This window comes from Kitasatospora sp. NPDC059803 (assembly GCF_042732255.1).
Lineage (GTDB): Bacteria > Actinomycetota > Actinomycetes > Streptomycetales > Streptomycetaceae > Kitasatospora.
Map to the genome: position 1 here is coordinate 19,314 of NZ_JBHWIJ010000022.1, position 20,259 is coordinate 39,572.

At 74.7% G+C, this 20,259-nt stretch carries 10 protein-coding genes; 1 reads left to right on the forward strand and 9 read right to left on the reverse strand.

The features are described 5' to 3' along the window. Window positions 1–25 precede the first annotated feature (25 nt). The 3 genes from ACFV6I_RS05920 to ACFV6I_RS05930 are packed head-to-tail and all read right to left on the reverse strand — an operon-like array spanning window position 26 to window position 10,767. On the reverse strand, window positions 26–7,348 hold the full coding sequence (locus tag ACFV6I_RS05920) for a thioester reductase domain-containing protein (RefSeq protein WP_380423676.1): 7,323 nt from the start codon (window positions 7,346–7,348) through the stop codon (window positions 26–28). A gap of 57 nt (window positions 7,349–7,405) precedes the next feature. Beyond that, the gene (locus ACFV6I_RS05925) at window positions 7,406–8,263 is read right to left on the reverse strand and encodes a class I SAM-dependent methyltransferase (protein WP_063346298.1); all 858 of its coding nucleotides are present in this window, start codon (window positions 8,261–8,263) and stop codon (window positions 7,406–7,408) included. Beyond that, window positions 8,260–10,767 carry a lantibiotic dehydratase gene (locus tag ACFV6I_RS05930; RefSeq protein WP_380423677.1) on the reverse strand — a complete coding sequence of 836 codons (2,508 nt, stop codon included), beginning with the start codon at window positions 10,765–10,767 and terminating at the stop codon, window positions 8,260–8,262. The genes ACFV6I_RS05925 and ACFV6I_RS05930 overlap by 4 nt, the downstream gene beginning before the upstream one ends. A 188-nt stretch (window positions 10,768–10,955) precedes the next feature. On the opposite strand from ACFV6I_RS05930, the gene ACFV6I_RS05935 reads away from it, so the two are divergent. Beyond that, the gene (locus tag ACFV6I_RS05935) at window positions 10,956–12,179 is read left to right on the forward strand and encodes a M20 family metallopeptidase (protein WP_380374278.1); all 1,224 of its coding nucleotides are present in this window, start codon (window positions 10,956–10,958) and stop codon (window positions 12,177–12,179) included. Between the two features lie 107 nt (window positions 12,180–12,286). Here ACFV6I_RS05935 and ACFV6I_RS05940 read toward each other — a convergent pair whose 3' ends face one another. The 6 genes from ACFV6I_RS05940 to ACFV6I_RS05965 are packed head-to-tail and all read right to left on the reverse strand — an operon-like array spanning window position 12,287 to window position 20,253. Continuing rightward, a complete protein-coding gene (locus ACFV6I_RS05940; protein WP_380423678.1) occupies window positions 12,287–12,964 on the reverse strand; it encodes a VOC family protein in 678 nt (225 codons plus the stop codon). After that, window positions 12,964–14,067 (reverse strand): NAD(P)/FAD-dependent oxidoreductase, encoded by a 1,104-nt coding sequence (locus ACFV6I_RS05945; protein ID WP_380423679.1) that lies wholly within the window; start codon window positions 14,065–14,067, stop codon window positions 12,964–12,966. Before ACFV6I_RS05945 ends, ACFV6I_RS05940 begins: the two co-directional genes overlap by 1 nt. Then, window positions 14,039–15,211: a hypothetical protein gene (locus ACFV6I_RS05950; protein ID WP_380423680.1), complete on the reverse strand. Its 1,173-nt coding sequence runs from the start codon at window positions 15,209–15,211 to the stop codon at window positions 14,039–14,041. Before ACFV6I_RS05950 ends, ACFV6I_RS05945 begins: the two co-directional genes overlap by 29 nt. Beyond that, window positions 15,204–16,469 carry a metallopeptidase TldD-related protein gene (locus tag ACFV6I_RS05955; protein WP_380423681.1) on the reverse strand — a complete coding sequence of 422 codons (1,266 nt, stop codon included), beginning with the start codon at window positions 16,467–16,469 and terminating at the stop codon, window positions 15,204–15,206. Before ACFV6I_RS05955 ends, ACFV6I_RS05950 begins: the two co-directional genes overlap by 8 nt. Beyond that, window positions 16,466–18,796 (reverse strand): lantibiotic dehydratase, encoded by a 2,331-nt coding sequence (locus tag ACFV6I_RS05960; protein WP_380423682.1) that lies wholly within the window; start codon window positions 18,794–18,796, stop codon window positions 16,466–16,468. Before ACFV6I_RS05960 ends, ACFV6I_RS05955 begins: the two co-directional genes overlap by 4 nt. Next, on the reverse strand, window positions 18,793–20,253 hold the full coding sequence (locus ACFV6I_RS05965) for a hypothetical protein (protein WP_380423683.1): 1,461 nt from the start codon (window positions 20,251–20,253) through the stop codon (window positions 18,793–18,795). Before ACFV6I_RS05965 ends, ACFV6I_RS05960 begins: the two co-directional genes overlap by 4 nt. Between the last annotated feature and the right edge of the window lie 6 nt (window positions 20,254–20,259).

Below are 20,259 nucleotides of genomic sequence, written 5' to 3' on the forward strand. Positions count from 1 at the left end.
CGTGCCCCTCGCCTGCGGCGGTGCCTCAGTAGGACAGTCCCGGGCAGTACACCCCCTGCTGCGGCGCCGTGTACGAGCCGCGTGCCACCAGGGTCTCCAGTCGCTCCAGGGTGATGCCCCGGGTGTGGAAGGCCCAGCTCAGGGTCTCGGGCAGCAGCCGGCCCGGGATGCGCAGCCGGGGCGGCGGGCCGTCGGGGACGGCCCGGCGCATCAGCTCGCCGGCGCCCGTGTACAGCGCCCGTGCCGCGGCCTCCGAGGCCGCCGTCAGGTGGCCCAGGTCGGACAGGCCCGTGGTGTAGCCGGCGAGTGCACCGCTCGACCGGTCCAGGACCACGTACGGCTGCGACCAGCCGAAGGCCCGCTTGGCCGCCATGTGGATCTCGCCGTCCCGCGCATGGCCGTTGACCGAGCGGTACAGCTCCTGGCACGCGGGCACGTCGTCCTCGGTCATCGCGCGCACCGTGAAGCCGGCCATGTTCGCCGGGGTGGGCGGTGCGTACCCGGCGACCAGGGACAGCTGCTCGTGCGGGACGAAGCCGAGCGAGGAGTAGAGCCGGTACGCGCCCAGGTTGTTGGTCACCTGGACGGCCCGGACCGAGCCGCGGTCGTGCCGGGCGGCCGCGCCGATCACCTCGTCCATCAGCAGTCGGCCCACGCCGCCGCCCTGCGCGCCGGGCGCGACGCTGAGCGGGCCGAAGGCGGCGACGGACTCGCCCAGGACCAGGAAGTTGGAGCCCGTCACGGAGTCCGCGCCGTCGACCGCCACGTAGGCGAGGCAGCCCGGGGCCGCGAGCCGGTCCCGGAACATCTCCGTCACCTCGTCCACCGACGACCACTCCGGGGCGAGGCCGAGCGAGGCGTTGAGGGTGTTGAAGGCCTCGAAGCAGATGGCCGCCATCGCCGGAAGGTCCTCCCACGCCGCCTCCCGGACCCGGAGGGCCTGCGCACCGCTGTCCACGGCGTCGCCGCCGGGAAAGCGGCCGGCGCCCGGTTCGGGGAAGTAGCCGACGCGGACGAAGAACCCGACGTACTTCTCGAAGAGTTCACGCGTCATCGGCGGGCAGTCGACGCCGGTACCGGTCAGCAGCTCGCGGGTCTGCGAGGTGTCGACGGACAGGTAGTGGTTGCGTCCGCTGTAGATGGTCGATTCGAACGCGTCGATCATCGGGACCATCGCGTTGTCGCGGTCGGCGCGGATGCGTCGCACCCAGGCGTCCCAGCGGAGTTCGTCCAGCCGGTAGCCGAGGGAGCGGAGGGATTCCGTCATCGCGGAGAACGGGAGGTGCGTCCCGTTGGCGAGGTGGTGGTTGCGGCCCGCCGCCCGGTCGTCGCGGGACAGCCGCAGGATCGCCGCGCTGACGTGGTCGACCGGCACCAGGTGGAAGATGCCGGCGGGATCCTGCGGGACGGCACCGGCCTGCACGATGCCCTTCATGCTCAGCCAGACGAAGTCGTGGGTCTGGCAGAAGCCGCGCTCCGAGTCGCCGGAGATCTCGTCCACCCGGTAGACCGAGACCGGCAGGCCCCGTCCCCTGGCGAGTTCGATGATCTGCTCCGCCACCAGCTTCGTCTGCCGGTAACCGGACGACAGAGCCTCGGCGGGGCCCGGCGGGTCGGTCACCTGGAGCGCCTGCCCGGGGACCGCCTCCGCGGCGAACACGCCGGTGGACGAGACGTGGTGGACGGGCACGGTGCGGTGCCGTGCGGCCAGGCGCAGGATCTCCGCGGTGCCCGTGACGTTCGCGTCCTTCAACGCCGAGTACGGGTAGAGGCCGTTGACGGTCGCGGCGGCGTGGTAGACGCTGTCCACGCTGCGGGCGAGGGCGTCGAAGCGTTCGGGGGCCAGCCCCAGCAGCGGCCGGGCGAGATCGCCGACGACCACGGACAACCGGTCCGGGTCGATGGCGTCCCAGAACTCGTACCACTCAAGGTTCTTGCGCAGCCGCGCCCACGCGTCCGCCTCGTCGGCCCCGCGGACCAGGCAGTGCACGGTCGCACGGGTCGTCCGCAGCAGGTCGCGCAGCAGGTACGCGCCCAGGAACCCGGTCGCACCGGTGAGGAGCACCTCCCGCGGGTCGTCCGCGACCCGGATCACCTCGTCGGCGGGGGAGATGTCCGCCGCCAGGACGACCTCGGCGGCGAAGTCCACCGCGTCCTCGTCGACGCCCGGGGTGGCGGACACCGCGGCCAGCACCTTCGCGAGCAGGTGGTCGGCGAGCACCGCCGGGGTCGGGTGCTCGAAGACGAGCGTCGGGCGCAGGCTCACCCCGCAGAAGTCGCTGAACTGGTTGCGCATCTCCACGGCCATGAGGGAGTCGACGCCGAGTTCGAGGAACGGCACGTCGGGGTCGATGGCGTCCGCGCTGTCGTGGCCGAGCACCGCCGCGACCCGCGTGGCGATCCGGTCGATCATGTGGAGGAGCTGCTTCTCCTCGTCCAGGCCGGCGAGCACGCCGGCCAGGCGGGCGGCGACCTCCGGGCGCTCACCCGGCTTGAGCACCCGCCCGGACGGGGCCGCCTCCTCGGCTGCGGCCTCCGCCTCCGCCTCCGCGATCGCGGCCGGTACCGGTGCCGGAGTGGGGGCGGCGAGTGCGGGCAGCCAGTAGCGCTTGCGCTGGAAGGCGTAGGTCGGCAGCGTGACGTGGCGGGCGGCGGTGCCGTCGAAGAACGCCGCCCAGTCGACCGGGACACCGGCGGTGTGGAGCGCGGCGGCGACTGCGACGGCGGTCGCCGCGCCGGGCCGGTCGCGCCGGGAGACCGGCAGCGCGCGGTGGTCGTTCGGCCGGCCACCTCCATCACCTCCGTCGGCGTCGTCGGCGATCTGGCGCACCAGGGCCGTCAGGGACGCGTCCGGGCCCAGTTCGACGAAGGTGTCGGTGCCCCGCTCCCGCAGGGTCCGCACCGCGGCGGCGAACCGGACGGCCGAGCGCAGCTGCCCGGTCCAGTACGCGGGTGTCAGCAGTTCCGCACCGGAGAGGGCGCCGGTGACCGTGGAGACGATCGGCAGGTCCGGCGCACGGTAGGTGACGGTCCGGGCCACGGCCTCGAACTCCTCCAGCACCGCGTCCATCCGGGGCGAGTGGAAAGCATGACTGACCGTCAGGCGCTTGGTCCTGCCGCCTAGTTCGGCCACTAGCTGGGCGACCTCCGCCGCGGCGTCCTCGTCGCCCGAGACCACGATGGACCGGGGTGCGTTCACGGCGGCGATCCCCAGCCGGGACTCCCGGCCGGCGAGCAGCGGCAGGACCTCGTCCTCCGTGGCCTCCAGCGCGATCATGGCGCCGCCTTCGGGCAGCGCCTGCATCAGCTCGCCCCGGGCGGTGACCAGCCTGGCCGCGTCCGCCAGTGAGAACACCCCGGCGACGTGTGCGGCGGCCAGCTCGCCGAGGGAGTGGCCGGCGAGCGCGTCGGGACGCACACCCCAGGACCGCAGCAGCGCGAACTGCGCGACCTCCAGTGCGAACAGGGCGGGTTGGGCGATACCGGTGCGATGGATCCGCCCGTCCTTCGCCGCGTCACCGGCGGCGAGGAGCAACTGCCGTACCTGCGGCTCCAGATGGTCGCACACCGCGTCCAGCGCTTCGGCGAACACCGGGAACGCCTCGTACAGTTCACGGGCCATGCCCGCCCACTGGGAGCCCTGGCCGGTGAAGAGGAACGCCGTGGTCCGGGCGGCACCGGCGTGATCGGTGGTCAGTCCGGCCGCGGGCTCGCCCTCCGCGAGCGCGCCGAGTGCGCGCAGCAGACCCTCCGCGCCGTTCGCCCCGCGACCGAGGTCCGCGACGACGGCGGCCCGGTGTTCGAGCCCGGCCCGGGACAGTGCCAGGGTGAGCCCCACGTCCACGGCATCCCGGTCGGGCTCCGCGCGCAGGAACGACTCCAGCCGGCGGGCCTGGTCGCGCAGCGCGGCCGGGGACTTCGCGGACAGTAGCCACGGTACGGCGCTGAGCGCCCGGACCGGGGCCGGGGTCCCCTCGGCCGAGACCGGGGCCGGGGTCTCCTCAGGCGAGACCGGGGCCGGGGCCTCCTCCGGCGCGGGGGAGTGCGGCGCCTCCTCCAGGACGACATGGGCGTTGGTGCCGCTGATGGCGAAGGAGGACACCCCGGCGCGCCGGGGCCGTCCGTCGGCGGCCGTCCACGGCCGCGCCTCGTCGAGCAGCCGTACGTTCCCCGACGACCAGTCGACGTGCGGCGACGGACGGTCCACGTGCAGGGTCGCCGGGAGGACGGCGTGCCGCATCGCCTCCACCAGCTTGATGACACCGGCCATGCCCGCGGCGGCCTGGGTGTGGGCGATGTTGGACTTGACCGAGCCGAGCCACAGCGGCCGTTGAGGATCCCGGCCGCGCCCGTACGCGGCGAGGATCGCCTCGGCCTCGATCGGGTCGCCGAGCATGGTCCCCGTGCCGTGGGCCTCGACCAGGTCGACCTCGTGCGCGGCCACCCGGGCGTTGGCGAGCGCCCGGCGGATCACCCGCTGCTGCGCCCGGCCGTTGGGCGCGGTGAGCCCGTTGGACGCGCCGTCCTGGTTGACGGCGCTGCCCCGGATCACGGCGAGCACCCGGTGGCCCGCCCGCTGCGCGTCCGAGAGCCGTTCGAGCAGCAGCACCCCCGCGCCCTCGCCGAAGGCGGTGCCGTCCGCCGCGCCGGCGAAGGCCTTCACCCGGCCGTCCGGGGCGAGGCCCCGGTGCCTGCTGAAGGTGATCATGTCGTCCGGGGTGGACATCACCGTGACCCCGCCCGCGAGCGCGAGCCGCGACTCACCGGAGCGCAGGGAGCCGCAGGCCAGGTGGAGGGCGACCAGGGACGCGGAGCAGGCCGTGTCGACGGTGACGGCGGGGCCGTGCAGACCGAGGGTGTAGGCCACCCGGCCGGACATCACGCTGCCCGAGGTGGCGAAGCCGAGATGGCCCTCGTACTCGGACCCGGGCGCGGCGAGCGTGCTGTACGTCTGTCCCTTGGTGCCGACGAAGACGCCGGTCTCCGAGCCGGCCAGGCCGGTCGGGTCGAGGCCCGCCCGTTCGAAGACCTCCCACGCGATCTCCAGCATCAGTCGCTGCTGCGGGTCCATCGCGGTCGCCTCGCGCGGGGCTATGCCGAAGAATCCGGCGTCGAACGCGGACGGGTCGGTGAGGAAGCCGCCGCGCGAGACGTAGCTGGTGCCGGGGTGGTCGGGGTCGGGGTCGAACAGGGTGTCGAGTGCCCAGCCCCGGTCGGCGGGGAAGTCCGAGGTGGCGTCCCGGCCTGCGGCGACGAGGTCCCACAGCTGCTCGGGTGACTCCACCCCGCCGGGGAAGCGGCAGGCCATGCCGATGATGGCGATCGGCTCGGCGCCGTCCGGGCCGGGCCCCGCGGGGGCCGTACGCCCGTCCGGGAACGCTTCGGCGGCCGTGGAGCTGTCCGACGGCCCCGTCAGCTCGGCGACCAGCCGGTCCGCGAACGCGGCGGGCGTCGGGTGGTCGAACACCGCCGTCGCCGGGAGTCGCAGCCCGACCAGCGCGCACAGCCGCCGCCCGACCGCCACGACGGCGAGGGAGCCGAGGCCGAGATCCACGAACGGCCGTGTGGGCGCGACCCGTTCGGATTCGACGCCGAGCGCGAGCGCCACCTCGGCGCGGACCAGGTCCAGCACCGTCCGGGCCCGCTCGGCCGCGGTGAGCGCCGCGAGACGGCCCGCCCACTCGCCCCGGTCGGGCTCGGGCCCGAGGCCCCCGTGCTCCCCGGGCCCGCCGGTGGACGCCGTACCGAGCAACCGGGGGTCCGCGTCCGCCAGCAGATGCCGGGTGACCTTGCCGGACGCGGTGCGCGGAACGTGCTCGACGGCGTACACCTTCTCCGGCACCTTGAAGAAGGACAGCCGCGTCCGGCAGTGCTCGAACAGCGCCTGGACGTCGACGCCTTCGGGACCGGGCACCACGTACGCGACGGGCACCTCGCCGAGCACCTCGTGGGGCTCCCCGCCCACCGCCGCGTCGGCCACGCCCGGCGCCGTGCGCACCACGTCCTCGATCTCGACGGGGTGGATGTTCTCGCCGCCCCGGATGATCAGCTCCTTGAGACGGCCGGTCAGGGTCACCTGCCCGAGGGCGTCCCGGCGGGCCAGATCGCCCGTGCGGTACCAGCCGTCCCGCAGCACCTGCGCCGTGGCGTCGGGCTGCCCGTGGTAGCCCAGCATCAGGTTGGGGCCGCTGACCCAGACCTCGCCCTGCTCGCCGTCGGGCACCTCGGCGCCGGAACCGTTGTCCATCAGGCGGATGTCCACCCCTGGGACGGGCGGCCCGGCCGCCCCGGCGACCCGGTCGCCCGTCGGCCGGTTCGAGGTGATCGCGCCGGTCTCGGTCGATCCGTACTGGTCCACCAGCGGGACCCCGAACGCCTCCTCGAAACGGCTGCCGAGGGAGGCGCCGCTGGCCGAACCGGCGACGAACCCGAGCCGCAGCGAAGGCAGCCGGGTGTGCTCCTGGCGGGCACGGTCCAGCAGGTAGTGGTACGTCGTCGGCACCCCGGCGAGGAAGGTCACCCCGTCCTCGCGCAGGGCGTCCAGCACCTCGGAAGGGGCGAAGCCGCTCATCAGCCGGGCGCCGGCGCCCACGGCCACGACCGCCATGACGCACAGGTTCTGGCCCAGGCCGTGGAACAGCGGCATCGGCCACAGCAGTCGGTCGTCCTGCGTCATCCCGAGCACACCCACGTGGCAGGCCTCCACCAGCCACAGCGAGCTGCGCAGGGAGTAGAGCACCCCCTTGGGGCGGCCGGTGGTGCCCGAGGTGTAGAGCATCCAGGCCGGAGCGTCGAGCGGGCTCTCCTCGGGCGCCGGCCCGTCGTAGGGGGTGGCCGCGAGCGTCTCGTACGCGGTGATGTCGTACCCGGTGGTGTCCGAGGTGGTGTCGCACGCGGCGGTGTCGGAAGCAGTGGCGCCGGGGGAGTCGCCGGTGAGCACGATCGAGGGCCGGGACGGGCCGGACGCGGCCACCGCGCGCAGCAGCACGTCGAGCCGCGCCGGGTCGCACAGCACCACCGACGCCCCGGAGTCCCGCAGGAAGTGGACCAGTTCGGCCTCGGACGCCTGCGGATTCAGCGGCACGGTGATGCCGCCCGCCCGGATGACGGCGAGGCAGCTCTCCACCATCTCCACGCTGTTGCCCATGAGGACGGCGGCGCGGCCGCCCTTCTCCAGTCCCAGCGCGGCGAGCCGGCCGGCGAGCCGAGAGGTCCGCAGATCCAGTTCCCGGTAGCCGACGCCCCGCCGGGCGTCGGCGAAGGCCACCTTGTCCCCGATCCGGGCGGCGTGTCCGCCGAGCAGTTCGGACAGCGGACGGATCAGCGAAGGGGTCGTGTCAGGAGCCATGTCATCGCACCTCTCGGCTCTGTGTTCAGCGCTTGGTAGACGGTTGCGGTCGTGCCGTCAGCGGACGGCCAGCACGGTCCTGGTCGGGCAGGAGAACTCCAGGGAGCCGTCCGGCCCCGCGAGCACCCGCAGTGCCTCGCGCGCCTCGTCGGTCGCTTCGGCCACCCGCTCCGCGGGCACCAGGTCCCACTGCACGCGGGTGGTCACGGTCCTGGTCCACGCCAGGTAGTCGTCGATGGTCTCGAAGCGGGAGTCCGCCGGGACGTGGCGGATCCGTACATCGCTGAAGCCGGCGGTGAGGAAGGCGGCGGCCGTGGACTCCTCACCGGCCAGCGGGCCGCCGAGGCCCAGGACCACCTGCCACGGGTCGTCCACACCCTCGGGGAGGTACTTGGCGAGCACCCCGGAGAGGATCTCGGCGGACTCCCAGCCGGCGGCCAGCCTGCCGTTCTCGGTGGGGAAGGTGGTCGCGGCGAACCTGCCGCCGGGGCGCAGCGCCGCGGCGGCGCAGGACAGGGCCTTCTCCGCCTCGGGCAGCAGGAACAGGACCATCCCGGCGCTCGCCGCGTCGAACGGCTCGGCGAAGGCGAAGTCCTGGGCGTTGCCCAGCTCCGCGCGGGCCCGGCCGGCGACCCCGCGGGCCGTGATGTCGGCCGTGCAGGCGTCGACCATGCCCTGGGCCTGGTCGATGCCGAGCACGAAGCCCTCCGGGCCCACCGCGTGGGCGATCGGGAACAGGCAGGCGCCGCGCCCGCAGCCGATGTCGAGCACCCGTTCGCCCGGCGAGAGCTCCAGGGTGTCGGCGATCATCTTCCCCAGCGGGTGGAAGATCATCTGACCGGCGGACTCGTACTGCTCGGCGGCCTTGTCGTAAGCGTCCCTCACCAGCGAGGTGATGCGGAGGTCCTCGGTCATGACGCGCTCTCTTCCTGTTGTTCCGGGGTCGGCGGATTGTCGGATGTCACCGGCCGCACGATGCAGCCGAGACGGAATTCGGCACAATGCGTTTCGTCCGCCACGCGCCACCACAACTGGTCCGGGGTGGGCAGCATTTCGGACACGACGACTTCCCCTTCGGGAAGTCGCGCGATATCGATCACCGACAGCGGATCGGCGAAATCGACGTACAGCGGCTTGGGTTCGGCCGGATGCTTCACGTAGACGTGGCGCGGAATTCCCTGGGCGGCCCGCAGCCGCTGCACGGACAACCACTGGGCGACGGTGTCCGCGGCCTTCTCCGGAGCCCTTTCCGGAATGCTCAGCCGCCAGCGGGCACGCTGGACCACGACACCGTCCACCACGATCCTGGGGGTGTACGCGCCGAGGTCGACCGGCACCGGGACCAGCGCGGGCCTGGACACCGCGCGGTGCAGCGTCGACGACAGGTCACCGGGGTAGAGCAGCCGGCGCCGGCCGCCCACCACCACCGCGTCGGCCGAAGCGGGCACGACGGCGTCCGCGATCGGCACCACGTCGGCCCGGTCCTTGCCCGAGAGGCCGCTCAGTTCGATGGCGGCACCGGGGAGTTCGGGGGTCACATGGGCGCTGCGCCGGCGCGAGACGATGGTCGCGGCGGTCCCGGGCGGCACGGCTCGTGCCACCCGCTCGGTGAAGCCGGCCCACAGCCCGTCCGGGTCGCTGTGCAGTGGACGCTCCAGCCCCCCGAAGATCGAGCTGCAGTCGTCGTGCAGCTCCGAGAGCACCCAGTCGGCGGTGGCCGGGTCGGGGCCCGCCACCATCAGGTCGGGGCTGGGCAGGCACGCGTCGTCGGGGCCGTACGTCACGGTGTCCCACAGCGGCGCCAGCGCTTCGGCCAGTTCGCTGCCGCTCAGCTCCACGACCGGGGGGCGGCCGTCGGCCGTTCCCGCGGCCTCCACGGCCCGCCCGACCAGTCGGCGCAGCACCGCGTCCAGCCCGTCGCGGCGCGGTGAACGAGCGGGTACGTCCCGTGCGGCCAGTGCGGCGAGCGGAGCTGGGGCGCCCCCCAGTTCGGCGCGCAGGGCGTCGCGGGCGTCCTCCCTGGCCAGCAGCGCCGCGAGGAACACCAGCGGGAACACCGCCTCGGTGACCTCCCGGATGCGCTCCACGACCGGCGCCCCGAAGCCGACCCGCTCGCTCAGTGGACTCGACCTGTCCTCGTGGAACAGCTCGCGGTCGGCGTAGTGCCGTCCGCTGTCCTGCGAGACCCGACCGCCGTCCGCCGCGCGGGCCGCCCGCACGGCGAGGAGGTGCGCCGCCCGCTCGGGCCAGGGCGCCCGCGCGTACGTGTCGCGGACCTCCGCCAGGTTCACCGCCGTGTCCGTGGGGTGCTCGGCCGCGAGCCTGGTCAGCGCGTGCAGTTCGGTCGCCGGCAGCCGCCAGGGGGAGACGACCAGGGCCGGCCCGAGTGCCTTCACCAGCCCGGCGGCGTACGCGTCGTCAGCCCCCGCCCGGTACGGCGGCGGCACGGGGCCGGCGGCGCTGACGAGCGAGTCGAGCCGGCTCCCCGGCGCCGCGGCGGCGGCACTCCACAGCGCCAGCGCGGGCCCCGCGACCTTGAACCTGCGCCCGTCCACGGCCCGTTCCAGCACCGGGGACGAGCCGGGCCGGCGGAACAGCGGACTGGGCCACACGCGCTGCCGCGTCAGCGGCACCTCGCGGGCGGCCTGCTCCCGCAGCTCCTCCACCAGCCAGGCGCTCGCCTCCACCACGACCCTCTCGCGGCCGGGCGCGCCGACCAGCAGGGTCTCCTCCTGCTCCGGCGCCAGGCGGCCGAACAGCACCGGGCCGAAGAACGAGACGGTCTCGCACTTGGTGGCGAACCGGCGCAGATAGCGGTGCAGGGTGTCGACCCGGCGACGCAGGGTCTGCGGCAGGGCGCCGCCCTCGTCCCGCGCCTGCGCCCAGCCCGGGTGCGTCAGCGGCGGCGTCTCCAGGGCGGTGTGGTGGAACGAGGGGTTCGACACGAACACGGCGTGCCCGAAGTCCTCGCGGCCGGCGGCCCGTGCGGTGTGCAGCCGGGCCCGCAGCAGGGCCGCCTCCAGCTCGGCTCCGGCCGCGGCCAGCCGCTCGTCGAGCGCGGCGACCAGGGCGTTCCAGCGGGGCGCCCAGTCCGGCGCGCCGGTCGCCGCGAGGACCGCTGCGCACCGCTCGTCCAGGGGCGCGCCGTCGTCCACCAGCCGGCGGCAGCTCTGGAGGGCCCGCAGCGACCGCTGGCGCGGTTCGACCGTCCGTACGGCCTTCCGCAGCCCCGGCCACAGCGCGTCCAGGAAGTGCGTACGTTCGGCGGCGACAGCCTGCTCCGCCGCGAGCACCCCGGCGGCGGTGCCGAGCAGTTCCTCGGACGCGAGCCCGTCCAGGAGCCCGGAGGGGAAGCCGGTCGCGCGCAGCAGCGACCAGGGCATCATCTCGACCGAGAGTTCCCCGTTGCCCGCCCGCACGTTCCAGGTCAGTGACGCTGTCAGTGGATATTTCAGTGAATCTGTCAGTGAATCTGTCGGTGACGCCATGTCAATTCTCCAGACTGGTCTCGCTTTTCGTCGGAGACTCCGGTAGGAAGGAAAAGGCCAGGGAATTGTCCGGCCATCCGGCCGACGGAGATCCCGGTCATGCGGAGGGGAAAGAGAAGATGCGAATCTCGTCTCGGATCATGCGCGGTTGTCGCGAAAGCGTCGAACGCGCCGAACACGAACTGATCGCGCTGTCCAGGAGTATTCACGCCGAGCCGGAGACCGCGTTCAAGGAGCACCGCAGCGCCGCCAAGGTGAGCGGCCTGCTGCGGGACGAGGGGTTCGAGGTGGTGCCCGGCGCCGGCGGCCTGGACACCGCGTTCACCGCCCGCTACGGCAGCGGCCCGCTCACGGTCGGGCTGTGTGCGGAGTACGACGCGCTGCCGGGCCTCGGCCACGCCTGCGGCCACAACATCATCGCCGCCTCGTCGGTGGGCGCGGCCCTGGCGCTGAGGGACGTGGCCGACGACCTCGGCATCACCGTCATGGTGCTGGGCACCCCGGCCGAGGAGGAGGGCGGCGGCAAGATCGCCATGCTGGAGGCCGGCGTCTTCGACGAGGTGTCGATGGCGATGCTCGTCCACCCGGCCCCCGAGGACAACTGCGCTCCCCGCCCCCTCGCCCTGGTCGAGCTCGAAGTCCGCTACACCGGGCGGGAGTCGCACTCCGCACTCGCCCCGCACCTGGGCGTCAACGCCGCCGACGCCCTGACCGTGGCGGAGGTCGCCGTCGGCGTGGGCCGCCAGCACTTCGAGCCGCGGCAGCAGGTGCACGGCATCGTGACCCGGGGCGGCGAGGTGCCCAACGTGGTCCCCGCGCACACCAGCGCCCTGTACAACCTGCGGGCCGGCGACATGGAGTCCCTGGGGCGCCTCGAAGCACGCGTCAGGGCCTGCTTCGAGGGCGGCGCCGTCGCCACCGGCTGCACCCACGAGGTCCGCTCGACACCTGCGTACGCCGAACTGGCCCACGATCCGTTCCTGGTGGCGGCCTACCGGGCGGCGGCGACCGAACTGGGCCGCCCCCTGGTGTCCCCGGAGGAGGAGCGCGCGATGCCCACCGGCAGCACCGACATGGGCAACGTCAGCCGGGTCCTGCCCAGCGTGCACCCCAGCATCGGCATCGACAGCGGCGGTGCGGTCAACCACCAGCCGGAGTTCGCCCGGGCCTGCGTGGCCCCGGCCGCCGACCGGGCGCTGCTCCAGGCGTCCGTCGCGCTGGCCTGGACGGCGGTGCAGGCCGCCGAGGACGACCAGGCCCGGGAGCGGCTGCTCACGGCCCACGCGGCTCGTCGGGACGCGGGCCGCACTGCTCGTCTTGACGCGGGCCGCACGGCCGGCTGACCGCCGCCGTCCGGACCTGCCCGGCCGGGCAGGCCCGGACGCCCCGGCCGCGGCGGTGCTGCGGCAAAGGCCGCCCGGTGCCCCCGCGGGTGCGGGGCGTGCGGGGGTCACGGAAGCCGCACCACCGTCTCGCCCTCGGCGGTGTCGATGTGCACCGCCGAGATGCGGGGACCGGCCGCGGGGTCGACCAGGACGTCGAGCGCGGCGAGTCCGGGCCACCGGTCCGCCCAAGCCCGCTCCGGCTCCCGCGCCGGGCCCGTCTCAAGGCGCCGCAGCGCCTTCGGGCAGACCCGGTGCCCGGCCGCCTTGAGATCGCCCGGCACCCGTGCCGCGCGCGCCTGCGGGTCGCCGTAGCTCAGGAAGAACGGCAGCACCCGGCTGCGCCACGACAGGTCGAACGCCGCCTCCGCCCACGGCACGCTCCCTCCGTCGGCCCGGACGGACTCGCCGCGGAAGAGGTCCGGATCCGCTCCGGTGACCGTCTCCACCGCGCGTGCGGTGGACTCGATGTCGTCGGTCAGCGCCGCCCAGTTGAGGAAGTCCGGCCCGTCCGCCGTCCGTTCGAGGAACAGTCGGCCGAAGTCCTCGCCCGCCAGCCGCCGTTCGTCGTGGGTGACGAGCAGCTCCAGGTACTGCACGTCGGGCGTGTCGAAGGGCACCACCCAGCTCGCCGTGCCGTCCGGGTTGGGGCTGCCGTCGGTGATGCCGAACCCGTACTCGTCCCACAGCAGTTCGCGCAGCGGCTCGATGGTGCGCGCGCCGAGGATCACGTGGTCGATGCGCATCAGGAGGCACCGCCCAGGGCGTGCGAGGGGCACATGCTGTACGGCAGGGCCTCCCAGTCGTCGCCGACCAGGCCGGCCGCCATGCCCTTGCCGGTGGCGCGCGCCGAGAGCAGCCCGTGCCCGGCGTGGCCGGCCGACAGGAAGATCCGCTCGTGGCCGGGCAGCGCGCCCGCCAGCGGCCGTCCGGTGCCGGACACCGGGCGCAGTCCGGCGCGGAGTTCCACGGGCACCGAGTCCGCGAGCCCCGGCATGACGGTCGTGGCGAACCGCAGCAGGTTGGCGATGCCCTGGGTGGTCACGTGCTCGGCGAAGCCCGTGTCCTCCTCCGTCGCACCGACGATCACGTCGTCACCGACCCCGGGCGCGAGGTAGTAGGCGGAGGACAGGATGCAGTTCAGCTCCTCGTCGGTCCGCAGCACCGCCATCTGCCCGCGCTGCGGCCGGACTCCGGTCGCCTCGGCCAGGCCCTTGCCCGAGCTCCAGGCGCCGGCGGTGATCACCACCCGGTCCGCGCGGAGCGTTCCGTCGGAGGTCAGCACCGAGACGGCCGCGCCCTCCTCGCGTACTTCCCGGACCGTGACGCCCTGTTGCCAGTCGACGCCCCGGGCCAGGCACCGGCGCCGTACGGCGTCCAGGTAGCGGCGGCCGTCGATCATCAGCCCGTCCGGGTCGAGGAGGTAGCGCCTGCTGGTCGGCAGCTTGAGCCCGGGCGCGGCCTGCGCGAGGGCGTCGCCCTCCACCCAGTCGCCGACGCCGAGCCCGCTCAGCACGTCGCCGTGGGCCTCGACGTCCGTCTCGCGCAGGGCGCGCAGGATGGGCCTGGCCACGCTGAACGCGCCGTACTCCGGCTCCAGCCGGGCGACGTCGGCGTCCAGGTCCCGCTTGGCGGTCCGCAGCCAGTCGTAGAACTCCCGGTCGGTGAGGTAGCGCAGCGAGGGGACCGCCACCCCCGCCGCGCGGTTGGTCGAGTGCCCGGGTTCGGCGCCGGCGTCGAGCACCCGGACGGACGCCCCGCTGTCGCTCAACTCCTCGGCGAGGCAGGCGCCGACGATCCCTCCGCCGATGAGCGTGAAGTCAGGGGGTGATGACGGTGACGACGGCATGTCCTGCACCTTCCATTTCGGCCGCGCCGGCGAGTACCAGCGAGCGGGTGGTCACGTCGCTGTCGCTGTGGACAGCCATGGGTGGGCCGGCCAGGCCGCGGGCCTGGCGCAGCAGATGGACGGGTTTGCCCCGCAGGGCGAGGCGGAACCAGCCGCCGGGCCGGTCCGCGACCCTGGCCAGGCACTGGAGCCGGACGGTGCCGTCGCCGTGGTAGCGCTGGAGGCCTTCCACGCACCAGACGAGTTCCACCGCGTCCGGGGGCACCTCGGCCCGGGGCCCGTCGAGTTCGAGCCTGGCCAGCGGCGGCGGGCCGAACCCGCCGGTGTCGTGGTCCCACACGGCCCGGCCGCGCGCGATGCCCTCGGCGAGCGGGGGCGGCGGGCAGATCCGGCCGCCGTCGACCAGGACGGTGGGCAGCGCCGGGTCGCCCCGGTCGTCCAGCCCCGAAGCGCCCAGCGCCGAAGCGTCCAGCCCCGACCCGTTCAGCGCCGACCCGTTCAGCGCCGACCCGTTCAGCGCCGACCCGTCCAGCGCCGACCCGGGCGGCGCCGACGGCAGGTCGGTCAGGGTCAGCTGCGGCAGGATGCGCCGCCCCGCCAGCCGGGCGGCGGTCGCGCGCCCCCCGCGCGAGGTCAGCGAGAAGGCCGCACCGGCCACCAGCACCGACGCCGCGGACGGCCGCAGCAGCAGCGGCCGCTCGCGCCAGTCGTCCGGCGGGTCGGCCGGTACGAACGGCTCCGAGAGCGCCCCGAGTTCGTCCCAGGGCAGCGCCTCCACGAGCCCGGCCGGATCCCCGGGGCCGCTGGTGCCGAGCAGCACGGGACCGCCGGGGGTCTCGACGCGGGCCAGCAACTCGGCCCGCCGGGACACCGGCAGGCCGTCGCCGTCACGCCACTCGTGGATCTGCGCCACCGCGCTCTGGAGCCCGGCGACGGCCGACGCCGTCCGTTCGGCCGCCTCGGTGAGCAGCAGCCCGGTCTCCTTGCCCGCGTCCTGGTCCGCCGATCCGGCGACCCGCCGGGAGCCGGTGACCCGGCCCGTCGCGTCCCGTTCGAGGCGCAGGGTGTCGAGCGAGACGGTCAGCCGCGCCGCGCCGCGGGTGGGCGTGACGATTCCGGAGGCACGGATCCTGGTCTCAGCCACGGGCCACCGCCCGCAGCCCGACGAGCCCGGCCGGCAGCCGGAATCCGGCGTTGGCGAACGACACCGGCACCGGGTACTGCCCCAGCTTCCCGCAGCCCCCGGTGGCCCGCAGATAGGCGGCGACCCGGTGCTCGTAGGGCCGCAGACCCGCGAGCACCCGCGCTCCGTCACCGGTCACCGTCAGCGGGCCCAGCCGGGCGGTGCTGCCGTCGACGCGGTGCAGCAAGGAGAACGGGGCGTGGAAGACGAAGGCGCCCGAGGCGATGTTCATCATGTCCAGCCGCAGCCCGTACGGGGCGATCCAGTCGCCCGAGGGCGGCTCCGGCTCGGCCGCGGGCTCGATCAGGGCCACGGTGTGGGTCATCCGGGGGATCGCCGGGTGCCGGTAGCTCTGTTTGCGCCCGTGGCCCGTGCCGGGGCCGCCGCCGAGCAGGGCGGCGAGCGCCCGGTCGGTCATCGGCCGCCCCACCGTGCCCCGGTCGATCAGCCGCAGGGTGCGGCACGGGGTGCCCTCGTCGTCGAACGGACTGCGGTAGCCCGGCCCGTCGTGCGCACCGCCGTCGAGCACCGACAGCCACGCGGGTGCGACCCGCCGCCCGGCGCGCGCCCCGAGGTAGCTCGTCCCGGACGCGACCACGTCGGCCTCCATCGGGTGTCCGACGATCTCGTGGAAGAACGCCCCGGCGAGGCCGGGCAGCAGCACGAGGTCGGCGCCGTCCGGGAGTTCGGCGGCGAGCGGCAGTGCGAGGCGTTCGCGCACCGCCTCGGCCGTCCGCACGGCCGCGTCCCGCAGCCCGCCCGGGTCGGAGCCCGCAGGAGCGCACAGCAGCGACCGGGAGTGGACGGTGCCGTCGTCACCGGTCAGCCTGGTCTCCAGGGTCGTGACGATCCGCTCGGTGGTGGCGACGCGGTCCGCGCCGCCGGCGGCGACGTGCTGCTGGGCCACCCCCAGGGTCAGCTCCGCGCCGGTCTCGGCGGCGATCCCGGCGAGCTCGGCGCGCAGCTCGGGGGTCAGCTCGAACAGCGGCCGTTCCTGCACCTCGCGCAGCGCGTCGGCGGCCTCCGGGCCCGCTCCGGCGGCGCCAGAGGCCAGCAGGTCGTCGCCGTCGGCGAAGCGGTGCTCGGTGAAGCCCCGGTCGAGGTGCCGTTCGACGCTCATTCCGCGCACCGAGGTCCGCTCGGTGGAGACGGTGCCGTCCGGGAGCACGTCGGCCCGCATCCGCAGCGAGTGCTCGGCGAAGAGCGTGGTGTGCGTCATCGCGTGCTGCTCCCGTCGCTGTTGGTGCTGCCGTCGCTGTTCCTGCTGCCGCTGCTGCTGTCGTCGCTGCCGATGATCTGCATCCGCAGCTCGCTGGTGTAGCGCCGGCCTTCGCCGTCGCGCAGCCACAGCTCGTCCGGTCCCGGTGCCATCCGCTCCACGCCCAACTGCTCGGCACCGCGCGCCACATGGCTGATCAGGTCCGCCGCGAGCGGCGAGGCCAGGTCGATCAGGTACGGCTTGCGCTCATGGGCGCTGCGGCAGAAGACGAACCGCGTTCCGGTGTCCCGGGCCAGCCTGCGCAGCGCGAGGAACCGCGCCTCGGGCTCCGGTGCCGCGAGCGCCGCAGTGGGCACCTGCCACCGGGACCGCTGCAGGACGACCGATCCCAGGGCCACTTCGGGCTGTGCGTCCTCGGTGGTGAAGGTGGGGTGGAGCACCTGCGGATGCGAAAGGGCGGCGATCGGGGCGTACTTGACGAAGTCGCTCAGCGGGACGTACGCGCTGACCGCCTTGCCGTCCGGATCGTGCAGGGTGACGTCGTGCGGCCCGATGCGGACGGTGAGGTCCTCCGGCTTCAGCAGCTCCGGCTGGTCGTGGTCGGTCCAGGTCAGCGGGCGCATCGCGACCTCACGGCCGGGGAAGCGGTAGTAGCCCTTGTTGCGGCGCCCGAAGTCGAGGCCGACGACCGCGCCGTCCTGCGCCGCCGTCCAGGCGGCGGCGTCCGCGCCGAGCCGGTCCGGATCCGGGTGCATCGTGCCCAGCCAGCTGCGCACCAGCAGGTGGTGGTGGGCGCGGGAGAGGACGAGCGGGGCGTCCGCGCCGAGCCCGGCGGCCTCCGGCGCCGCGGGGCACAGGTCGATGACCGCGTACCGGTCGCCGTCCAGCGCCCCGGCCTCCTCGGTCAGCCGCTCGACCTCGGCCCGCCAGTCGGCGCCGGGGTAGACGGGGGCGTGGGCCGCCTGGAAGGTGCTGGTCGAGTCGGACCGGCTCGCGGCCGCTCGGGTCGCGTACGTGAGGAGGTCCAACTCCGTGGCCGGCGCCCCGGTTGGGCCCGTTTCTCCTGCGGCGCCGTCCGTGAAGGCGTCGCGCACTGCGGCCGCCGCGGCGCGCTGGGCGGCCTGCCCGTGCGCGGCGCACACCTCCAGTACGGGGGCGAGCTGCCGCTCCCAGTCGCCGACCAGCCCGGCTCCGAGGGTCAGCGCGAAGGGTGACGCGCACTCCTCGAAGAACACGGCGCGGTCGGCGTACGCCGCACCGGCGCCCCGCCTGGCCGGCCTGCCGGTGAACTCGGTGAACCGCTCCTCCAGGGCGGCGACGGCGGCCGCCTTGCGCTCCAGCGGCGCCTGCGCCAACTCGTCGATGAGGGAGGCGAGTTCAGCTACCCGGTCGAGCCACAGCTCGCGGGCCGGTGAGGCGGGCAGCGCGGAGAGCTGGTCCCGCAGCGTCGCGAGGGGCTCCAGGTCGTAGTCGCCGCCGCCGAGGCCGATGGTGACGGCCTCCTCGGCCACCAGCCGCATCAGCGTCCTGGCCACGTCGCGGGCCGGCTGCCCGGCGGCGCGCACCACGTCGCGGAACACCGTTCCGTCCGGGGCCACGAGCGGCAGCAGCGGCTCCCGCGCCGCGTCACCCCGGCCGGTGGAGTGGAACGCGAGATGCGGAAGGACCCTGGGGTCCCGGGCGATCGCCGTGGCCAGCGCACGCGCCGCCCAGTGCGAGAAGAACACCCGGCGGACGCGGGGCACGTCGTCGCGCAGCACGGCACCCTCGCCCTCGCCCACCGTGCCGTACGCCATGGGCCCGAAGAAGCTCACCGTCTCGTTCTTCGCGCAGAACCGCTGCACGTACGTGAACATCTGCCGGCGCACCCGGCGCCAGCGCGAGGTCAGCGGGCCTTCGTACGCCAGCAGCGGGAGCAGCATGTTGCGGTACGCGTCCGGGTTGGACAGGAACACGGCCTCGGAGACCCCCGGATCCGCCAGCAGATCCCGCAGCCGCTTTCCGGCCTCGTCGTCGGCCTGCCGGCAGGCGAGCGCGTAGCGTTCCCAGGCGTCGGCCCAGGCGCTCACCGCCCGGCTCCACTGCGGCCCGCCGGACGACGCCGGCAGCTGCCGCGCCCGTCCGCGCAGCACGTCGGAGCGCAGCGACTCGGCGCGGGGCCCGCTGAACTGCGTCTCCACCAACTCCAGGACGGTCCGCTCGCGGTCGAGCAGCTCGTCCGCGAGTTCCAGCAGGGAGTGGGGCGCGCCCAGCTCCTCCAGCCAGTCGAACGGCATTCCCGCATGGCGCAGGATGAACTCCCGCCCGATGCGCCACTGTCGGCTCACTGGCTCCTCCGCATCACACCGGCCTGGACCAGCCGGTCGGTCAGTTTCCTTCGGGCACCATCGCTGATCCGGTCCAGGACGGCGGTGTCGCCGGACGAGAGCCGCTCCACGACCGGCGTCAGCTTCGGATGCAGCCGGAACGCGCTGCCCGTCCGCAGGTTCACCACGAATGAACCCGGGCCCTGGCCGTCCGGGCCGGGCCCCTCCCCGGCGACGACGGCGGCCGACGGCTCCCACACCGCCGTCCCGTCCGGTGCGGCGAGCACGCAGCAGGCGAACCGGCCGGGGAACAGGTCGGCCACGGCGCCGAGTTCGGCGTTGAGTGCGCCGATCGCCGCGGTGCGCGCCGTTTCGTCGAGTGTCCCGGGCCCGCTGAACCGGTCCCAGCGGGGCAGGTCGTTGCCCGGGGTCGTGTGCCGGATCAGCGGCACGCCGCCCCAGGCCTGCGGTGCCGCGCCGCCCCGGGCCGTCGGCAGCCGGAACGGGCTGAGCCCCGCGAGCCGGGGCCCCGGCCCGGACAGCAGGCTCCGCGCCGTGCCGGCCGTCTCCTCGGCACTCACCCCGGGCGCCCCGACGAGCAGTTCGACCCGGAGCAGGGCCCCGTCCACCGCGTCCAGGACGGTCCGCAGATCGGTACGGCGGCCGTCCGCCCCCGTCACCTCGGCCCAGGACTCCAGCCGTGCCACGGTCAGCGCCGCGCCCCGGCACTCGCGCCACGCCTCGGCGGGCAGCGCCGCCGCCTCGTCCGGGGCCAGCCAGCCCGCCCAGGGGGCGCCGGCCGGCCAGTCGGCCGCGCGGCGGACCCAGCGGGCCGGCGTGCCGTCCCCCGACCACTCCTTGCCCAGCCGCCAGGCCGGAGCCCAGTCGTCGAAGCCCGCCGCCGCCGAGAACGGGGCGAGCGCGCGCAGCGCCTTCCGGTGCGCGGTGGCGAAACGCCCGCACAGCACGACCCGTGCGGGGCCGAGCGCCTCCAGGAGCACCGCGGCCGCCGGGAGTTGCTGGTCGGTCTCGATCACCAGGTGCACCCGCCCGTCCGGGGCCGCCGTACGAGTCCACCGCGCCTCGGGCCCCAGCAGCTCGGTCCGCTGCGCGGCCAGCACCACGTCGGCCCCGCACTCGGTGGTGCCGCCGACGAGTTCCACGTCGTCCGCGGCCAGCCGCAGGGCCGGATCGGCCTCGCCCGCCAGCCGCAGCGCCATGCCCATGGCCCGCAGCCGGCCCGCGGCCTGGCCGCCCCGCGCGGTGATCAGTGCGGCGGCCCGCGCGAACAGCGCCCTGGTCCGGTTCTCCGCGGGGTCGGCCCCGCCGCGCCTGCCGAGGTCGTAGTCGTCGGCCAGCGCGGCGAGTGCCCCGGTGTCCGCGAGGCGTGCGACGAAGTGCGCGTTCACGTCGATCAGTTGGTCGTCCGGCCCGAGCTCCGGTTCCAGAGTCGGATCGAACAGGGGAGGGAGCACCACCCGGCG